This is a genomic window from Alcanivorax sp. UBA3183 (genome assembly GCF_002364155.1).
In the GTDB taxonomy this organism is placed as follows: domain Bacteria; phylum Pseudomonadota; class Gammaproteobacteria; order Pseudomonadales; family Alcanivoracaceae; genus Alcanivorax; species Alcanivorax jadensis.
Genome location: NZ_DEXN01000016.1, coordinates 32,597 through 50,455, shown reverse-complemented (window position 1 = coordinate 50,455; position 17,859 = coordinate 32,597). Strand labels below are relative to the sequence as shown.

The following is a 17,859-nucleotide window of genomic DNA, read 5'->3' as shown; positions in this document are numbered from 1 at the left end:
ACTGAGCCTAAGGCGAACTGCACCGATCCGGCGTTTGATGGTGCAGTTCGCCTTAGGCTCAGTAGCACCCTACGAAATCAATGGCGGCGGTCAGGTATTCAAAGACACCATCACCAAAAAGGGCACAGAGTTCACAGAGAAAAGTCTTTTCCTCCGTGAACTCTGCGCCCTCTGTGGTGAAAAATTGATGTTCAACAACGCCTGCCGTGGCAGGCGCCAGTCTTACCCGTCGTTGCCATCCTGCGTGGACACCACCCGCTGGTCGGCCAGGCGGATGTTGCCCGCCGGGGCCTTGCCGTCCCGGTCTTCGCCGAAGTACAGGGTGGTATGGGGGAACGGAATTTCGATGCCGGCCTTGTCGAAGTAGATCTTCACCAGACGATTGAAGGCACGACCCACGGCCCACTGGTTACCCGGCGTGGTCTTGATCACCACCCGGATATTCACCGAGCTGTCCGCCAGCGCGGTAACCCCGGCAACCGTCATCGGCGCCAGAATATTGTCCTTGTGGGCCCCTTCCTTGAGCTCTTCGAAAGCAGCTTCCAGCTGAACGATGGCATCATCGATGCTCTCCCGATAGGCAATGCCGTATTCGCCCACATGGTTACCGAATTCGCGAGTGAAGTTGGACACCGCATCCACCGAGGAGAACGGCACGATGTGGTAGGTGCCGTACAGATCCCGCAGGGCCACCGAGCGGATCCCCACCCGGTCCACGGTACCGGAATTGCCACCCACGCTGACGAAATCGCCGGTGTTCATGGCATTCTCCAGCTGAATGAAGATCCCGGTGATCACGTCCTGCACCAGCTTCTGGGCACCAAAACCAATGGCCAGACCCAGCACACCGGCGCCGGCAATCAGCGGGCCGATCTCGATACCGATCTCGGACAACACGATCATCGTCGTCATGATGATGATGGTAATGGCCATGGTGGTATGGAACAGTCCCAGCAGGGTCTCTCCGCGGGCCGCCTCAGCTGGCGTGCTGTCTTCGCGCGGGCTGAACTTATGCTCCACCAGGCTTGCCAGCACCACCCACACCAGGGCCGCCAGCGCCAGAATAATCAGGATATCGATCAGAGCGGAAACCGTCTGCGCCCCCGCCGTGGTGGCATACCAACCGGCCAGGTCATAGAGCTCCCAGGCATCCAGCGACAGCACCACCACCAGGATCAGGATCAGCGCGCGGATCACTTTCAGCCCGCTGGGCACATAGGTGTTCACCCGGGCCTGCAGGCGCGGCATGCTGGCATTGAGACGGTCGGAGAGCTGGATTTCCTTGCCGATCAGCTGTCCCAGCGCCACCGACACCAGCAGCCCGACACCCACATAAATCAGGGTCTCCAGCGTCGCCATAGCCACATAGGGCAACGCGGTTTCCGGATGCAGCACGGTGACCGCAAACACCAGCAGGGCATAGGCCAGAGCCAACCAGTGCCAAATGCGCGCCAGCAATAGCAGTGCCAGACGCATGGGGCCGTAACTGGCATTGGCACGCTCGGTCAGTGCGTCGCGCAGCACCTGCCGCTTGCGGACAATCACTACGGCGGCATAGGCCAGCGCCACCAGCATGATCAGGGTGCCGGCGCCACTGCCCACAGCTTGGGACACATTGAAGTTCAGCACCGGTACCAACACCAGCATGCCGTAGCCGATCAATCCCGCTTCCCGGGCCAGAAACCGGTTGCAGTAGCGCGCCTGCTCCGCCGCCACCGGCAGCATCCGCAGGCCCTCATATTGGGAGGAAAAGAACATGCGCAGACCGGCTTTGGCCAGTTCCACGATCAGGAAGGCATTCAGGAACAGGGCCAGCCGGGTCGCATCTGCTCCCAGCTGTTCCGTCAGCAGCGGCGCCACAAAGGTACCGGCCAGGTAGGCCAGCGCCACCACAATGACATCCAGTAGCGCGGCAACCGCCACACCGACTGTGGTGCGCAGAATCGCCAGCTTTTCCGAGCCGCCTCGGGCCCAGTTGCTGAGCCGGCCAAAGGCGGAACCCGCCAGCATTCGCAGCGCCCAGAACACGACAAAAGTGATCACCACCAGAATGGCCAGATTCAACAGCGCAGCGGTGACCGCTTTCATATTCACCGAGGTGGTGGCAGCCGCTTCTACAGCACTGTCATCACTGGCGAACCAGCCGGTAACCAGACCGCTCAATGCCGCAAACTGGCGACCCATGTCACCGGCCAAGCTGCCAGTGGCCGCCGCCATGCGGCGGGCCAGGGATACCTGCTCGGCGGTTTGACCGCTGGGGGATTGGGCGGCGATTTCGCTGGCCGGAACCTCACCCTGAAGCCCCAGCGGGGCAGGATTGGCAGCAGCCTGAAGACCGCGCAGCTGATCAATCAACTGCTGGCGGGTGGCATCATTCTCCAGCAGCGTGGCCAGCTCAGCATAGTCCTGGCCCGAGGGAGGCGCCTCCTGGGCAGGCAACGCCGTCGTCAGCATCACTAACAACAGGGAAAGCAGGGCTGTCAGGCCCCGTAAAGACTGGGCTTGATGGCGCACACTCATCTCCTTAGTGCCGGCTTTTGCCGGGTCAACCGCTATGTTTGAAGCTTATTCAGACGCATACCTTAACAAGTGAGCACCGGAAATTTGTGAAGATCACGCGAACGCTCTGTACCCGAATTGTCACGCCGCATTGACCCTGGGGAGGCATCACCGGCAAAGGAATGCCAATCGCAGCGGTTGACCGTGACATTGTCCACTGTAATTATCGGAACCCATTCCATAACAACATGGCGGAGGCGTTCATGAGCGCATTCTGGACCCCGGCTTCCCAGGCTCTGACCCCCTATCTCCACAACCGGGAACAGGCCGACAAATGCCTGCAGATTATCGCCGCGTCCCTGCAACCGGGGATGAGCGAACAGGATTGCGAGCTGCTGATCCGCGACTGGCTGCGAGCCCATCAACTGTTTGATCCGGCCCGCCCGCCCAGGGTGCGTTTTGCCGGCCAGCCGCCACGCCGTCGCTTTGGCCTGAACAGACCGGGAAAGCGCCGCTACCGGATCGGTATGAGCTATATACTGCGTTGCGATGCGGTGCAGAACGGCTATGTCGCCAAGGCCAGCCTCAGTGGTCCGGCCTCCGTGCTGGCACCATTGCACGCGCAGCTGTGTGACATTCGCGAACAACTGCCGCGGACTCTCCAGCAGGGCGAAACGCCGCAACAGTTGGCCAGCCATTTCCCCGGCCTGCGCCAGCATTACCGGCTGGTGCCGCTCACCGGCACCCTGCCGGAGGGCAATCGCATCGACGAAGCGCCGCTGATCCCGGGACTGTGGCAGTGGCAACTGACCCTGAGCGATGGCCAACACAGTGTCGCCAGCAGTGAATTTCTGCTGATGGACGACCAGGGCCCGCGCTGGCTGACCGCCACCCCGGCTCACCTGCTCGACAACAGCCATAACGACAATCAAGAGGAAGCAGCCTGATGGTGCAGTGGTGCGATACAACCGTAAGCCGTGATGGCGTAGATCTGGCCGTACGCACCTGGAGTGCGGACAAGAGCCCTACAGTGATACTGGTGCACGGCTACCCGGACGCCAATCACGTCTGGGAAAAAGTCGCCGAGCGACTGAGCCGGGATTTCAAAGTGGTCGCCTATGACGTACGCGGCGCCGGCAATTCTTCCGTGCCACAAGGTCGTGCCGCCTACAAGTTACGGGAACTGCGCGACGATCTGCATGCCGTCATGGACGCGGTCAGCCCCGATGAGAAGGTCCAGCTGGTGGGCCACGACTGGGGCTCCATCCAGACCTGGGAATCGGTCACCGACCCGGGTGCCGAAAACCGTATCGCCTCCTACACCACCCTGTCCGGCCCCTGCCTGGACCACGTGGGCCAGTGGATGAAAGCCCGGCTGCGCGAACAGAAAATTGGCGCCGTGCTCAACCAGCTGTCCCACTCCTGGTACATCGGCGCGTTTCAATTACCGGTACTGGCCCCGGCCCTGTGGAAAGCCGGCCTGGCCAAGGCCTGGCCGAAAGTCCTGCGCCGTACCGAAAACCTGGACAGTGAGCCCAGCGCCACCCAGTTACAGGACGGCACCCACGGCATCGAATTGTACCGGGCCAACATGTTGCCCTGTCTGCTCAAGCCACGCGAGCGGCACACCAAAGTGCCGGTGCAGCTGATTGTCGCCCGCCAGGACAACTATGTGCGACCGGCCATGCTGGAAGACCTGTCCCAGTGGACCGATCGGTTGTGGCGCCGGGAACTGGATTGCGGTCACTGGGGCCCACTACTGCAACACCCGGACGTAACCGCCGACTGGATTCGCGAATTTATTCAGCACATCGACGGGGCCCCCGCTTCCGGTCCTCTGCAACGCAGTGAAGTCACTACCAGCCAGATAAAAGGCCCGGACAGCGGCAAGCGCGTGGTGATTACCGGCGCCGGCTCCGGCATCGGCCGGGAAACCGCCCTGGCCTTCGCCCGCCGTGGCGCCCTGGTGGTCTGCACCGATATCAACACCGAGGCCGCTGCCGCCACCGCCCGCATCATCGCCGCCGAAGGCGGCGAGGCCCTCAGCCGCAAGTGCGACGTGAGCAGCACCCGCTCCATGGAAGCCCTGGCCGCCTGGGTGGAAAAGGAACTGGGCGCCCCTGACATCGTGGTCAATAATGCCGGCATCGGACTGTCCGGTTCGCTGCTGGACACCAGCGTGAAGGATTGGCAACAGGTGCTGGGCGTGAACCTGTGGGGCGTCATTCATGGCTGCCGCCTGTTCGCTCGCCAGATGATCGATCAGGGCCGCGCCGGACATATCGTCAACGTGGCCTCTGCCGCCGCCTTCATGCCCTCGCGCATGCTGCCCGCATATGCCACCAGCAAGAGCGCGGTGCTGATGTTCAGCGAATGCCTGCGCGCCGAACTGGGCGACCATGGCATCGGCGTCAGCGCCATCTGCCCGGGCATCATCGATACCCCCATTACTCGCAACACCCGTTTTGTGGGCGTCGACAACGAGGAACAGGAACGGCGCCGCCAGCACGCCCACACGTTCTATCAACGCCGTGCCTTTACCCCGGACCGGGTGGCCCAGGCCATCGTCGAGGCCGTGGAGAAAAACCGCGCGGTGGTACCGGTAAGCCCGGAAGCGCGTGGCATGCAATGGCTGGGACGCTTTACCCCCTCCCTGGCCCGCAATCTGGCCCAGGTGGAAATTACCCCCTGAGCCAGATGGTTCTTGTGGGAAGCGATGCCAGGCATCGCTTCCCACACACGCCAAGCTCTGTTGCTGGCGATCATCCTTCGGCCAACGACGTTTCGCTTGCAGGCAAGCTCCTGCCTCTGCATTACTACCTCTTCGCAAGTGACGACCGTCACGTTTATGTCCTAAATCACCAACTCACAACCACTGCGAGCTGTGGCGCCTGTGCAAAAAGCGGGCTATCATCGCGGGCATGAAAACCAGTGACCGCAATCCCGCCGCTATCCTGCGCAGCCTGAAGAAATATACTCAGCCTGTGACAGGCGCGCTTCAGGCCGAAGCCGGCAACCACAAGGAATTTACCATCGACGAACTGGCCCGCGAGGCCGGCTCCACGGTGCGTAACGTGCGTGCCTACCAGGACCGGGGCATTCTGCCGCCGCCGGAGAAACGCGGTCGTACCGGTATCTATACCGATGTGCATCTGGCACGCCTGAAAATCATCGGCGCCCTGCTGGAACGTGGCTACACCCTCAATAATATCCGTGACCTGCTCAGCGCCTGGGAACAGGGCCGCGAACTGAACGATGTACTCGGCCTGGAAGTGGCAGTGACCTCCTGGCAGAACCCCAGTGTGCCGTCTTACCTGGACTACCAGGAACTGCTGGATGACTTCGGCGAAGACATCACCCCGGAAGTGATGACCAAGGCGGTGAAGCTGGGCTACATCATTCCCGAAGGCATGCGCCTGCGCATTCCCTACCCGCGCATCTACAACGCGGGCAAGGAACTCAGCGAGGCCGGCGTGCCACTGGATGCGGTACTCACCCATGTCGGCCTGGTTCGCGAAGAAGTGGACAAGCTGGCAGAGCGCTTTATCGGCATGATCATCCATCACCTGGTGGACGAGAAGTACGGTGACGAAGCCCTGCCGGAAGGCGAAGACGTGCCCAAGCTGGCCGACTTCATCACCCGCATCCGCCCACTGGCCGACGCGGTAGTCAGCGACGAACTGGGCCGGGTACTGGAAAAAAGCATCAACAAGATTCTCGTCGACCGCCTCGCCAACGTGCTGGCGCATATCGAAAAGAATATCTGAAAAGCAGCTGCAAGCCACAAGCTTCGAGCTACAAGGCGCGAGACAGATTTTCCTGTTCTGCGCCTCAGTGCCCGCGCAATTACCTGGGTGCGCGGGAACGGCCTTTCAAAACCCCCGGCCTGATCCGCGTTGAAGCTTGTGGCTTGTAGCTCATTCCCGGAATCGCGGGCACATCCTGTCCGTACCTGACACCCTCCCCCGCGACTCATAGCTCATAGCTAGTAGCTATATTTTGCGTTTGGTAGGCTTTTCTTGCTGTTTTGTTGCCGGGGCTCCTTTCATACTCGCGGGAATGCCAATCTTGGGACGTTAGTGCGAACAGTGTTCGCCGACCAAAACAATAATGTCCCCGAGGAGAGCATCATGAAACCCGGCCTGTTACTCAGTGCCTTGCTGAGCGCCAGCCTGCTTGCCGCCTGTGGCGGCGGAGGCTCCAGCAACCCGGCACCCGTCAGCAACACCCCCACACCCAGCAACCCGCCGACGCCGGAAACGCCCACTGGCCCGGAACCGCGCCCATCCAATGTCACCGCTCCCTTTGCGGATTACGGCACGGTACTGAACATCCTGCCCCCGGGTCAGGATGACATCGGCGGCGTTGCCAATCTGAGCGCAGACATTCCCGGTCTCGGGGATCTGCTCAGCACCCTGTTCGACGACCTGGTGGCAGAAACCGGTCTGGTGCCGGCCCTCAGCAAGGAACCCCACTTCGACGATCAGCTGGGTCTCTACGATGCCCTGGTACGCAGCGAACCCGGGTTGACTGATGACCAGCTCGGCGACTACTTCAAAGCGGCCCCACTACTGGCTCCGGAAGCAGGTAACTGGGAAAGCGAGCAGACCCTGGATGCCGCCGGCTATCAGGTGGATATCAAACGCGACAACTTCGGGGTGCCGCACATTTTCGGCGAGTCCCGCCGCGATGCCCTGTTCGGGGTCGGTTATGTGACCGCCGCCGACCGCCTGTTCCTGCTTGATGTGCTGCGCCGCGCCGGCCGTGGCGAGCTGTCTCGTTTTCTGGGACCGGCGGACTTCTCCTTCGATGAGGATATCGCCGTCAATGCGCCCTACCGGGAAGAGGATCGCACCACCATGATCGCCAATACCATCGCCCGCTTCGGCGATGATGGCGCCCAGGTGTTCGATGATGCCACCAACTATGTGGCCGGCCTCAACCAGTACGTGGCCGACGCCCGCAGCGGGCTGCTGCAAGTGCCGGTGGAATACGTGGCCCTGGGGGTGCAACTGGAACCTTTCGTGATTGAAGACGTGGTCGCCATTGCCACCCTGATCCAGGGCATCTTCGCCGGTGGCGGCGGCAACGAGCACAACAATGTCTTGCTGTTGCAGGCCCTGGAAGCCCAGACCGGCAGCAAGGAGATCGCCTGCGATCTGTGGAAAGACCTGCGCCACGGCACCGATCCGGAATCCTCCGTGACCACCACCACATCCTTCGCCACCCAGTCACCACCGACCCTGCCGGACATCTGCCCACTCAGCGGCGAGCTGGCCGGCCAGTTCCCCGGTGCGGTGATGTTCGATGCCGGCTCCTTCCAGACCTTTGACCCGCTCAGCCATGAACCCTGTGGCCGCCCGGGCCAGCCCGAGTGTCCCGAAGCCCTGGGCAATGCCCCCGCCCTGCCCGGTACCGGTGTGGTCGGCGGCCTGGTGGATACCGTGGGCGACCTGCTCGGCGGCATCCTGTCCCTGTCCTTCCTGGACGATGGCGGCCAGGCCCTGTCACAGCAATGGGCCAGCCTGACCCGTCAGCTGCCCGCACTGTGGACCCGCAAAGACACTCTCACCGAGCAACAGCAACAACAGGCCATGCAACGTATCGCCGCCATCGAAACCGGCATTCAGGGGCTGCGCGATGGTTTCCCCAGCGTCATGTCCAATGCCCTGCTGCTCAATGCGGAGCATTCCGCCAGCGGCCAGCCACTGGCCGTGTTCGGCCCGCAGACCAGCTACTTTGTGCCCCAGCTGCTGCTGGAAATGGCCGTCCATGGTGGCGACATCAACACCCGCGGCATGACCTTCACCGGCCTGCCCTATGTGGTCATCGGGCGTGGACCGGACTTCGCCTGGAGCGCCACCTCCGGCAGCTCCGACCTCACCGACGTACGGGTGGTGCAACGCTGTGAACCGGCCGAGCCGCCGGCCCATGGTGAAGGCGGCTACCAGGTCAACGGCCAGTGTCAGCCCTTCGATGTGATCGACGAGCAATGGGTGGCCCGCTGGAACCTGGCCTCCTCCACCGATCCGGAGGCAGTGGGTCAGAACGAAGCGGTCACTCGCCGGGTGATCCGCACCGAGGAATACGGCCCGGTGATCGGCTTTGCCACCGTGTCCGGCATGCCCGTGGCGGTGACCCGCCAGCGCAGCACCTACTTCGCCGAACTGGATACCGCCCTGCCGTTCCTGCAGGCCAGCCGCAATGACGTGCACGATGTAGAGAGCTTCTACGATGTGTTCCACAACACCACCGGCAGCTTCAACTGGTTTTATATCGACGACCGGGACATCGCCTTTTTCCACTCCGGTGATTACCCGCAACGGGCCAACGGCATCCACCCGGAACTGCCCAGCTGGGGTAACGGCCAGTACGACTGGAACGGCTTTATCCCGCAGCAGGCACACCCTCAAGCGAGCAACCCGGACCGCGGCTACCTGGCCAGCTGGAATAACCGTCCGGCCCGCGATTGGTGGGCTGCCGATGCCCATGCGCCCTATGGCTCCGCACACCGCAACGACATCCTCGACGTGCGCCTGCAGCAACTGGTGCAGGAAGGCAGCGTGACCCGGGCGCGCATGGTGGAAGCCATGGGCGATGCCGCCACCGTGGATCTGCGCGGCCAGGAAATCGTCCCCGCCGCTCTGGCGTTGCTGGCAAGCGCGCCGGTTACCGGCGATCAGGACAGCGCCATCCGCCTGATGCAGGACTGGGTCGGTAACGGTGCCCTGCGCCGGGACCGGGACGGTGACGGCAACTACGACGAGGAAGCCGCCGTGGCCCTGATGGATGCCTGGTACCCGCTGATGATCGACATCCTGCTGCCGCAGATCACCGCCGTGGAAGACGTGGACGGCCGCAACCTGTCACTGATGGGCCGGGACAACAAACCCGGTGCCGGCGGCTCCGCCTACAACAATGGCTACTACGGCTATCTGGAACGGGTGCTGGAACAGGCCGCAGGCAACAGCGCCAGCCCCTACCGGGCCCTGCGCTGCGCGGACAGCGATGACCTGGCAACCTGCCGCAGCGCGCTGGCCAACAGCCTCAACCAGGCCATCGAGCAACTCGGCGGCATTGCCAGCATGGACAGCTGGAACGTGGACGAAAGCCAGGACCAGATCCAGCACCGCGCCATCGGCCTGGCCACGGTCCCCGCCATCCACTGGCAAAACCGCCCCACCTTCCAGCAGGTGGTGGAGTTCACCGGGCACCGGTAAGCCCCCTCTGTAGGAGCCATGCTTGCATGGCGAACCTGCTCGCGATAGCCCATCCCAGGGCTATTCGCCATGCGAGCATGGCTCCTACAATTCTTTATAAGTCATCTTTATTCCCCCCCATCCACCCCATGCATTTGTCTAATCCCCCCAACGGCGTTAGCGTCTCCTACACATAAAAAACAGATTTCCGGGAGAGCACCACATGCGCGCGATTTTGTGCAAGGAACTGGGGCCGGCGAACACGCTGGTCATCGACGACATCCCTTCCCCCGAGCCGGGCAAGGGCCAGGTGAAGGTACGGGTAAAGGCCGCCGGGCTGAATTTCCCCGACACCCTGATCATTGAAGGCAAGTACCAGATCAAGCCGGAGCTGCCGTTTTCACCGGGCGGTGAAATGGCCGGTGAAGTGCTGGCCGTGGGCGACGGCGTTCAGCGCTTCAAAGCCGGCCAGCGGGTCATGGGCCTGACCGGCTACGGCGCCTTCGCGGAAGAAATTCTGGTGCCGGAAAACCAGCTGATTCCGGTGCCGGACGGTATGAATGACCACACTGCCGCCGCCTTCTCCATGGTCTACGGCACCAGCTACCACGCCCTCAAGCAGCGCGCCAACATCCAGCCCGGGGAAACCCTGCTGGTACTGGGTGCCAGCGGCGGCGTGGGCCTGGCGGCCGTGGAACTGGGCAAGGCCATGGGCGCCACCGTGATCGCCGCCGCCAGCAGCGCCGAGAAACTGGAAGTGGCCAAGGAAGCCGGCGCCGATGACCTGATCAACTACGCCGACGAGGATCTCAAGGACGCCCTCAAGCAGCGTTACCCGAAGGGCGTGGACGTGATCTACGACCCGGTGGGCGACAGGTTTACCGAAGCGGCCATCCGCAATATGGCCTGGAACGGTCGCCTGCTGATTGTCGGCTTCGCCGCCGGCGACATTCCGAAAATCCCCGCCAACCTGGCGCTGCTGAAAGGCTGCTCCATCATCGGCGTGTTCTGGGGTGCCTTCACCCAGAAGGAACCACAAACCAACATCCAGAACATCATGGAACTGATGCAGCTGTTCAATCAGGGCAAGATCAACCCGCGCATTAGCCAGGTGTTCCCGTTCGAGGAGTACGAGCAGGCCCTGGCCGCGCTCACCTCACGTACCGCCAAAGGCAAGGTCGTACTGGATATTGCCGGCGCCTGATACGCCCCGCCTGCACTTGTAGGTGCGATGGTTCCACCGCGATTGTCATCCCCGATAATCGCGGCGGCGCCAGCGCATTTTCTGCGCTCTACCCCTTCGCCGCACCCTGCATACATTAACGCCACCAACCCGGTGATACAGCCCCGCCTTACCTTGTATATAGTGGAACCTCGCAATGGCAAGGAGGCAGGAATGACCACACCGCTGGTACTGGTAATCAACTGTGGCAGCTCGTCCATCAAGTTCGCCCTGGTGGATGAAGACAGCAGCGAGTTTCCCCTGGAAGGGCTGGCAGAAAGACTGAACAGCCCCGAGGCGGTACTGCGCTGGGAGCAGGATGGCGAGCAACAGGAAGAGCCGCTGGCAGACGCGGATCACCGCCAGGCCCTGGAAGCCCTGCTGCCCCGGGTACAGGCCTACGCCGGAGACCGGCTGGCCGCCATTGGCCACCGGGTGGTCCACGGCGGCGAGCAGTTCACCGCGGCCGGGTTACTGAATGAGGACGCCCTGGCAGCGATCCGTGCCGCCAGCCCGTTGGCGCCCCTGCATAACCCGGCCAACCTGCTGGGCATCGACGCCGCCCAGGCCCTGTTTGCCGACCTGCCCCAGGTGGCCGTGTTCGATACCGCCTTTCACCAGAGCTTGCCCGAACACGCCTACCGCTATGCGCTGCCCATCGAGCTGTATCAGCAGCAGCGCATTCGTCGTTATGGCTTCCATGGCACCAGCCATTGCTATGTGACCCGACGGGCTGCGAGCCTCACCGGGTTACCGGTGGACACCAGTGGCTGGCTGTCCGCCCACCTGGGCAACGGCTGCTCCAGTTGCGCCGTGCAGGATGGCCACAGCCGCGACACCAGTATGGGCTTCACGCCGCTGGAAGGGCTGGTGATGGGTACCCGCAGTGGCGATGTGGACCCCAGCCTGCACGCTTTTCTGGAACGGGAACGGGGCTGGTCCGCCCAACACACCGATCAGGTGCTGAGCCGGGAGAGCGGCCTGCTGGGCCTGTCCGGGCTGTCCAACGACATGCGCACCCTTGAGCAGGCCAGCAGCGAAGGCCATGAGGGCGCCACCCTGGCCATTGAGGTGTTCTGCTATCGGCTGGCCAAATCCCTGGCCGGCCAGGCCTGTGCCCTGACCCGGCTGGACGGCCTGATCTTCACCGGCGGCATTGGCGAAAATTCAGCCCTGGTGCGCGCCAAGACCGTGGCCCATCTAGGGCTCATGGGGCTGGCCATCAACGACGATGCCAACCGTGCCTGCGTGGGCGGCAACAGCGGCGAAATCCAGGCCGACAACAGCCCACGTATTCTGGTGGTGCCCACCAACGAGGAACGCCAGATCGCCCTGGAAACCCTGGCCGCCATCGGCGCCGAAAAGGAGAGGTAGGGGACTGTTAACGCTTCATTCTCGCCTCTGTTGCGTCTAAAAAAGCGCCAATCTAGGCACGAGGAGAGATGTTTGGTTACTCCAAATGAACGAGTCGTAACAACGAGTGGCGCTTTTTTAGACGCAACCCGAAGGGCTGGGCTCCTTTTCCCGCCCAGCTGCGTTGGCGGTCGTTCACATAGAAAAACTATGCCACACTCCCTTCGCCTTGCCGGGCGAAAAAATGAACTCCAGCAGAGGCGAGAATGAAGCGTCAACAGCCCCCAATGCAGATCTACTTTATTGCCCCCACCGGCTTCGGCGTAGGGCTCACCTCCACCAGCCTGGGGCTGCTGCGGGCCCTGGAACAGGGCGGCCTGAAGATCGGCTTCTGCAAGCCCATCGCCCAGCACCACCCCGGCGACACCGGCCCGGAACAATCCAGTGAACTGATCACCCGCACCTTCTCCATCGAACCGCCCGCACCCATGCCCCTGGAGCAGACGGAAAAGTACCTCGGCGACGGCCAGCTCGACGACCTGCTGGAGCAGATCGTGCAGCGCTTTCATCAGGCCGCCGAAGGCAAGGACGTGATGGTAGTGGAAGGCATGGTGCCCACCCGCACGGTGAGTTATGCCGCTCGCCTGAACGCGGCACTGGCCAGCAGCCTGGGGGCGGACGTGATTCTGGTGGCGGCGCCGGAAGACGGCAACGTGTCTGCCCTGGCCGACAGCCTGGAAATTCACTGCCGCCAGTTCGGCGGCAGTCGCAACGACAAAGTGTTGGGGGTGGTGCTCAACAAGGTCCATGACGACAGCCTGCCAGAGCAACTCAAGCAGCAATTTCCGGCCCTGGAGAAAGGCGACCTGCGCCTGCTCGGCTGCGTGCCCTGGCAGGAGGAGCTGAATGCGCCGCGCACCCGCGATGTGGCCAAGCTGCTCGGCGCCAACGTGTTGCACGCCGGCGATGACGAGCACCGGCGCATGGAGAAAATCGTGCTCTGCGCCCGCGCCCTGCCCAATACCGTAGAGCTGTTCCAGCCACGGGTGCTGGTGGTGACCCCCGGCGACCGGGACGACATCATCGTTGCCGCCAGCCTGGCCGCCAGCAACGGCGTGCCCCTGGCCGGGCTGTTGCTGTGCACTGGCTTCCAGCCGGACCCGCGGGTAATGCGTCTGTGCCAGAGTGCCCTGGATGCGGGCCTGCCGGTGATGACGGTCGACACCGGTTCCTATGAAACCGCTACCAACCTGAATCGCATGAACCGGGAAATCCCGGTGGACGACCGCGAGCGGGTGGAAAAGGTAACCAACTTTGTGGCCAGCCATCTGGATCATGAATGGTTGCGCGAGCGCTGCGGCAGCCCCCGCGAGCTGACCCTGTCACCGCCCGCCTTTCGCTACCGCATGGTGCAACGGGCCCGCGAAGCCAACAAGCGCATCGTACTGCCGGAAGGCAGCGAACCGCGCACTATCGAGGCAGCGGCCATCTGCCAGGAACGGGGCATTGCCCGCTGCGTACTGCTGGCCAAACGGGAAGCGGTGGAATCCGTGGCTCGCACCCAGGGCATTACCCTGCCGGAAGGCCTGGAAATTCTCGACCCGGACAGCATTCGCGAACAGTACGTGGAACCCATGGTGGAACTGCGCCGTAACAAGGGCCTCAACGCCCCCATGGCCCGCGCCCAGCTGGAAGATACCGTGGTGCTGGGCACCATGATGCTGGCTCTGGACGAAGTGGACGGTCTGGTGTCCGGCGCCATCAACACCACCGCCAACACCATCCGCCCGGCCCTGCAGCTGATCAAGACCGCCCCGGAATACAACCTGGTATCGTCGATCTTCTTCATGCTGCTGCCGGAGCAGGTGCTGGTCTACGGGGACTGTGCGGTAAACCCGGACCCGGACGCTGAGCAGCTGGCGGAAATCGCCCGGCAGAGCGCCGCCTCGGCAAAAGCCTTCGGCATCACCCCACGGGTGGCCATGCTCAGCTACTCCACCGGCGATTCCGGTACCGGCAACGATGTGGTGAAGGTCCGCGACGCCACCCGCCTGGCCCGCGAGGCCAACCCGGATCTGTTACTGGATGGCCCGCTGCAGTACGACGCCGCCGCCATCGACAGCGTGGGCAAGGCCAAGGCCCCGGACAGCCCGGTGGCCGGCCGCGCCACCGTGTTCATCTTCCCGGACCTGAACACCGGCAACACCACCTACAAGGCGGTGCAGCGAAGCGCCAACTGCATCAGCGTGGGGCCCATGCTGCAGGGCCTGCGCAAACCGGTGAACGACCTGTCCCGGGGTGCCCTGGTGGACGACATCGTCTACACCATCGCCCTCACCGCCATCCAGGCGGCGGACCTGTGAGGAGCGCAGAGTTTCAAGTTGCAAGTAACAAGTTTCAACGCGGGCACGGCATCAACGACGGATGAGTTTGTGCCCGCGATTCAACCTGAGCGCGGGCACGGAACCTAAAACCCTTCGGCCCAGGCCCGCGCCTTGAAACTTTCAACTTGTAACTTGCAACTGCTCTTATCGGCCACTCTGATCAATCACCACACCCGGTGCCCCGACCTGAAACAATTCACGCAGGTCGTCGGGCACCGGTGTCTTTTCAAACGGTTCGTTGGTCATCATCACGTACACCGCTTGCGAATACGCAATGGCGCGGCCATCGTCAGCATGGCGGATTTCCGCTTCCAGGGTGAAGGAGGTGTTGCCCAGTTGCTTCACTGACACGAACACGTTCAGCACATCGTCGAAACGCGCCGAAGATTGCCACTCTATGGTCAGCTTCACCGCCTGATTATCCAACCCTCGTGCCTGCAACTGGCTGTACTCACACCCCAGAGCACGCATGAATTCCTTAATGGCGAGGTCCACATAATCCGCGTAACGGGCATTGAAAACCACTTGCTGGCCATCGCATTCTTGATAGCGAACCCGAAAGCGGAAACAGAACGGCTGGGGCATAACACTCTCCAAAAATTTTAATGCAGGCCTGCACGAAGCTTACTGTAGGAGCTATGCTTGCATGGCGAACAGCCCGCCCTTCGCCATGCAAGCATAGCTCCTACAGCGGAAATAAAATGGTCCTTGGCGCTGCTCGAACATGCCAGCAGGCGCCGCGATACCGTCACATCGGGTTCGTTGTGATGCACTACCGGACGACCATCATGACCATCGCCAGCCCAGGTCAATTTTCTCCGCCCTATGTCCACCCATAGCGGTTTGCGGTATCAGCTTTTCTTCGAAAAAGGCATCTACCTGCTGGCCCACTACGTCAGACGCCGCATAGTAGCTTATTTCGGTATTCAGGTGCTCCGAGCGAGAATCGATATTGAACGCGCCCACCAATATCTCGCGGTGATGCAGGGCGAGGGCTTTGGCTTTCAGTACGTGCCGGCCCCCCCCTCGCCCATAGTCCGATTGGTAACCAATGAGTCCTGCGAAACACCAAGAGCCTGGCGTAGTGAGGATTAGCCTAAGGCGTAATCCTGCTTAGTTACGGGCGCCCACTCTGATCAATCACCACCCCCGGCGCTCCGGTCTGCAGCAACTCGCGAAATTCGTCGGGCACCGGGGTTTTTGCGAACGGTTCCGTGGTCATCATCACGTACACCGTTTCCGCACGGGCGATAGCTCGTCCTTCGTCCGCATGGCGGATATCCGCTTCCAGAGTGAACGAGGTATTACCCAGATGCTGGAGTGACACGAACACGTCCAGCACATCGTCAAAGCGTGCCGAGGATTGCCATTCGGTGGTCAACTTCACCACCTGATTATCCAGCCCCTGCGCCAGCAACTGGTTGTAGTCACAACCCATGGCGCGCATGAATTCGGTCATGGCGAGATCCACGTAATCGCCGTAACGAGCATTGAAAACCACCTGCTGGGCATCGCATTCGTTGTAACGAACCCGAAAGCGAAAACAGAACGGCTGGGACATAACTCTCTCCAAAACGTTTTAATGCAGGGCGGGCCGAAGCTCACTGTAGGAGCTATGCTTGCATGGCGAACAACGCACCATTCGCCATACAAGCATAGCTCCTACAGTGAAAATAAAATGGCCATTGGCGCTGCTTGAGCATGCCGCGCCTACAACATCCGCTCAATGGGCAATAGCGACAGTAACCATGCCAGCATCCGCCGCCATACCGTCACGCCGGGTTCGTTGTGAAGCACTAGTGGACGACCGTCATGGCCATCACCGGCCCAGGTCAGTTTGCCCTGCTCTTTGTCGACTCGATAACTGTTTTCCGGCGCCAGCCCCTCTTCGATAAAGGCTGCTACCTGCTGGCCCAGTTCCGCAGACGCCACGTAGTAGCCCATCTCGGTATTCAGATGCACCGAACGTGGATCGATATTGAATGAGCCCACGAACACTTCTCGCCGATCCAGCACCATGGCTTTGGTGTGCAGACTGGCCCGGGAGCGCCCCTTGAATAACCGCACCTGCCGATGCAGGGCCCGAGCGTTGGGCGCCAATTCATGCAGCTCCACCCCGGCTTCCAGCAAACCATCGCGATAACGGGCATAGGCACCGTGGGCCGCAATCACATCATTGGTGGCCAGGCTGTTGGTGAGCACCGCCGCGCGACCTCCCCGCTGTTTCATTTCTGCCAGTTCCGCCACAAAGGCATCACCGGGAATAAAATAGCTGGCCTCCATCAGCAGCTCCTGATGATCATCCCGGGCCAGCAGGTGGGCGAGCTGGTCGCCCATCAGGGTCTGCTTGACCCCGGCCGCCTTGTCGGGACTATCGAACAGCAATACCGCATGGGCCTGCACACACTGGCGATCCTGCCCTGCCAGGTAATCGGTGAAGAACGCTTCGTGCTGGGGAAACAGGTAGGGGTAGTTTTTCAGGGAGCGGCGCCATTGCCGCAGCCACTGCCAGACACGCTCCGCCGCTGCTTCCCGATAACGACGCAGGGTCTTCATGGGCATGGCCAGCGGGCTGTCCCAGTAGCAGTCAAACGCCGCCTGGGTATCGGCGACGATGGGGCCGCGGGCGTACAGGTCCAGATCGCGAAAGTTGGTGGACGCATTCACGCCGAAATAGTGATCGGCGATATTGCGGCCGCCTACCAGCGCCCGTTCACCATCCACGATCCAGGCCTTGTTGTGCATGCGGTGATTCAGCAGCGGCATGTGATGAAGCCATTGCAGGACATGCTTGTAACGCCCATGAAAAGCGTTGAACAGGCGCACCTCGATATTGGGGTGGGCATCCAGCGCCGCCCACTTTACGTCCCGGCCCAACTGGTTGGCGTGATCCAGCAGCATGCGCACTTTCACGCCCCGGCGTGCCGCCTCCAGCACCCGGTAAATCAGCAGCTTGCCGGTGGTGTCGTCATCCCAGATGTAGTACTGCACATCCAGCGTCCGCCGGGCCAGGCGGGCCAGCGTGATCCGCAGGGTAAAGGCCTGCTCGCTGTCAGCCACCAGCGACAGGGACGACAGCGTCATTGCCGTAGCCCCGGCGCTCATGCCGGCTCCTGGAAACGGTGTGATAGGGAAATGACTGACGCTCCTGCAACCTTGTGACAACCCGACCCATGAGCGGCGTTGCCGTTTTCGTTGTCCT

The 17,859-nt window shown here is 62.1% G+C and carries 11 protein-coding genes; 7 read left to right on the top strand and 4 right to left on the bottom strand.

Features of this window, described 5'->3' with window-relative positions:
* Positions 1–222: 222 nt before the first annotated feature.
* Positions 223–2,520, bottom strand: a complete 2,298-nt coding sequence (locus B3Q33_RS07135; RefSeq protein ID WP_272974417.1) for a mechanosensitive ion channel domain-containing protein — start codon at positions 2,518–2,520, stop codon at positions 223–225.
* Positions 2,521–2,762: 242 nt separating this feature from the next.
* On the opposite strand from B3Q33_RS07135, the gene B3Q33_RS07130 reads away from it, so the two are divergent.
* The 7 genes from B3Q33_RS07130 to pta all read left to right on the top strand — a co-directional run bounded on the left by B3Q33_RS07130 (position 2,763) and on the right by pta (position 14,636).
* The gene (locus B3Q33_RS07130; RefSeq protein WP_272963039.1) at positions 2,763–3,446 is read left to right on the top strand and encodes a hypothetical protein; all 684 of its coding nucleotides are present in this window, start codon (positions 2,763–2,765) and stop codon (positions 3,444–3,446) included.
* Complete coding sequence (locus B3Q33_RS07125) at positions 3,446–5,191, top strand: SDR family oxidoreductase (RefSeq protein ID WP_273009169.1); 1,746 nt, start codon at positions 3,446–3,448, stop codon at positions 5,189–5,191. Before B3Q33_RS07130 ends, B3Q33_RS07125 begins: the two co-directional genes overlap by 1 nt.
* 229 nt (positions 5,192–5,420) lie before the next feature.
* Complete coding sequence (locus B3Q33_RS07120; protein WP_035245599.1) at positions 5,421–6,266, top strand: MerR family transcriptional regulator; 846 nt, start codon at positions 5,421–5,423, stop codon at positions 6,264–6,266.
* A gap of 363 nt (positions 6,267–6,629) precedes the next feature.
* Entirely contained in the window at positions 6,630–9,719 is a 3,090-nt protein-coding gene (locus tag B3Q33_RS07115; RefSeq protein WP_272963041.1) for a penicillin acylase family protein, read from the top strand.
* Between the two features lie 202 nt (positions 9,720–9,921).
* A complete protein-coding gene (locus tag B3Q33_RS07110; RefSeq protein ID WP_272963042.1) occupies positions 9,922–10,902 on the top strand; it encodes an NADPH:quinone oxidoreductase family protein in 981 nt (326 codons plus the stop codon).
* A 192-nt stretch (positions 10,903–11,094) separates the two neighbouring features.
* Entirely contained in the window at positions 11,095–12,294 is a 1,200-nt protein-coding gene (locus tag B3Q33_RS07105; RefSeq protein ID WP_035245602.1) for an acetate kinase, read from the top strand.
* A 245-nt stretch (positions 12,295–12,539) separates the two neighbouring features.
* Positions 12,540–14,636: a phosphate acetyltransferase gene (gene pta, locus B3Q33_RS07100; protein ID WP_272963043.1), complete on the top strand. Its 2,097-nt coding sequence runs from the start codon at positions 12,540–12,542 to the stop codon at positions 14,634–14,636.
* Positions 14,637–14,801: 165 nt separating this feature from the next.
* On the opposite strand, the gene B3Q33_RS07095 is transcribed toward pta, so the two are convergent.
* The 3 genes from B3Q33_RS07095 to B3Q33_RS07085 all read right to left on the bottom strand — a co-directional run bounded on the left by B3Q33_RS07095 (position 14,802) and on the right by B3Q33_RS07085 (position 17,762).
* Positions 14,802–15,242 carry an acyl-CoA thioesterase gene (locus tag B3Q33_RS07095; protein WP_272963044.1) on the bottom strand — a complete coding sequence of 147 codons (441 nt, stop codon included), beginning with the start codon at positions 15,240–15,242 and terminating at the stop codon, positions 14,802–14,804.
* Between the two features lie 532 nt (positions 15,243–15,774).
* On the bottom strand, positions 15,775–16,218 hold the full coding sequence (locus B3Q33_RS07090; protein WP_272963045.1) for an acyl-CoA thioesterase: 444 nt from the start codon (positions 16,216–16,218) through the stop codon (positions 15,775–15,777).
* Positions 16,219–16,367: 149 nt separating this feature from the next.
* Complete coding sequence (locus B3Q33_RS07085; protein WP_272963046.1) at positions 16,368–17,762, bottom strand: phospholipase D family protein; 1,395 nt, start codon at positions 17,760–17,762, stop codon at positions 16,368–16,370.
* Between the last annotated feature and the right edge of the window lie 97 nt (positions 17,763–17,859).

Bases quoted from the DNA above. Each gene is read 5' to 3' on its own strand.
- B3Q33_RS07130 (WP_272963039.1), top strand. From the start codon at position 2,763: ATGAGCGCATTCTGGACCCCGGCTTCCCAGGCTCTGACCCCCTATCTC.
- pta (WP_272963043.1), top strand. From the start codon at position 12,540: ATGAAGCGTCAACAGCCCCCAATGCAGATCTACTTTATTGCCCCCACC.
- B3Q33_RS07105 (WP_035245602.1), top strand. From the start codon at position 11,095: ATGACCACACCGCTGGTACTGGTAATCAACTGTGGCAGCTCGTCCATC.
- B3Q33_RS07110 (WP_272963042.1), top strand. From the start codon at position 9,922: ATGCGCGCGATTTTGTGCAAGGAACTGGGGCCGGCGAACACGCTGGTC.
- B3Q33_RS07085 (WP_272963046.1), bottom strand. From the start codon at position 17,762: ATGAGCGCCGGGGCTACGGCAATGACGCTGTCGTCCCTGTCGCTGGTG.
- B3Q33_RS07120 (WP_035245599.1), top strand. From the start codon at position 5,421: ATGAAAACCAGTGACCGCAATCCCGCCGCTATCCTGCGCAGCCTGAAG.
- B3Q33_RS07135 (WP_272974417.1), bottom strand. From the start codon at position 2,520: ATGAGTGTGCGCCATCAAGCCCAGTCTTTACGGGGCCTGACAGCCCTG.
- B3Q33_RS07090 (WP_272963045.1), bottom strand. From the start codon at position 16,218: ATGTCCCAGCCGTTCTGTTTTCGCTTTCGGGTTCGTTACAACGAATGC.
- B3Q33_RS07095 (WP_272963044.1), bottom strand. From the start codon at position 15,242: ATGCCCCAGCCGTTCTGTTTCCGCTTTCGGGTTCGCTATCAAGAATGC.
- B3Q33_RS07125 (WP_273009169.1), top strand. From the start codon at position 3,446: ATGGTGCAGTGGTGCGATACAACCGTAAGCCGTGATGGCGTAGATCTG.
- B3Q33_RS07115 (WP_272963041.1), top strand. From the start codon at position 6,630: ATGAAACCCGGCCTGTTACTCAGTGCCTTGCTGAGCGCCAGCCTGCTT.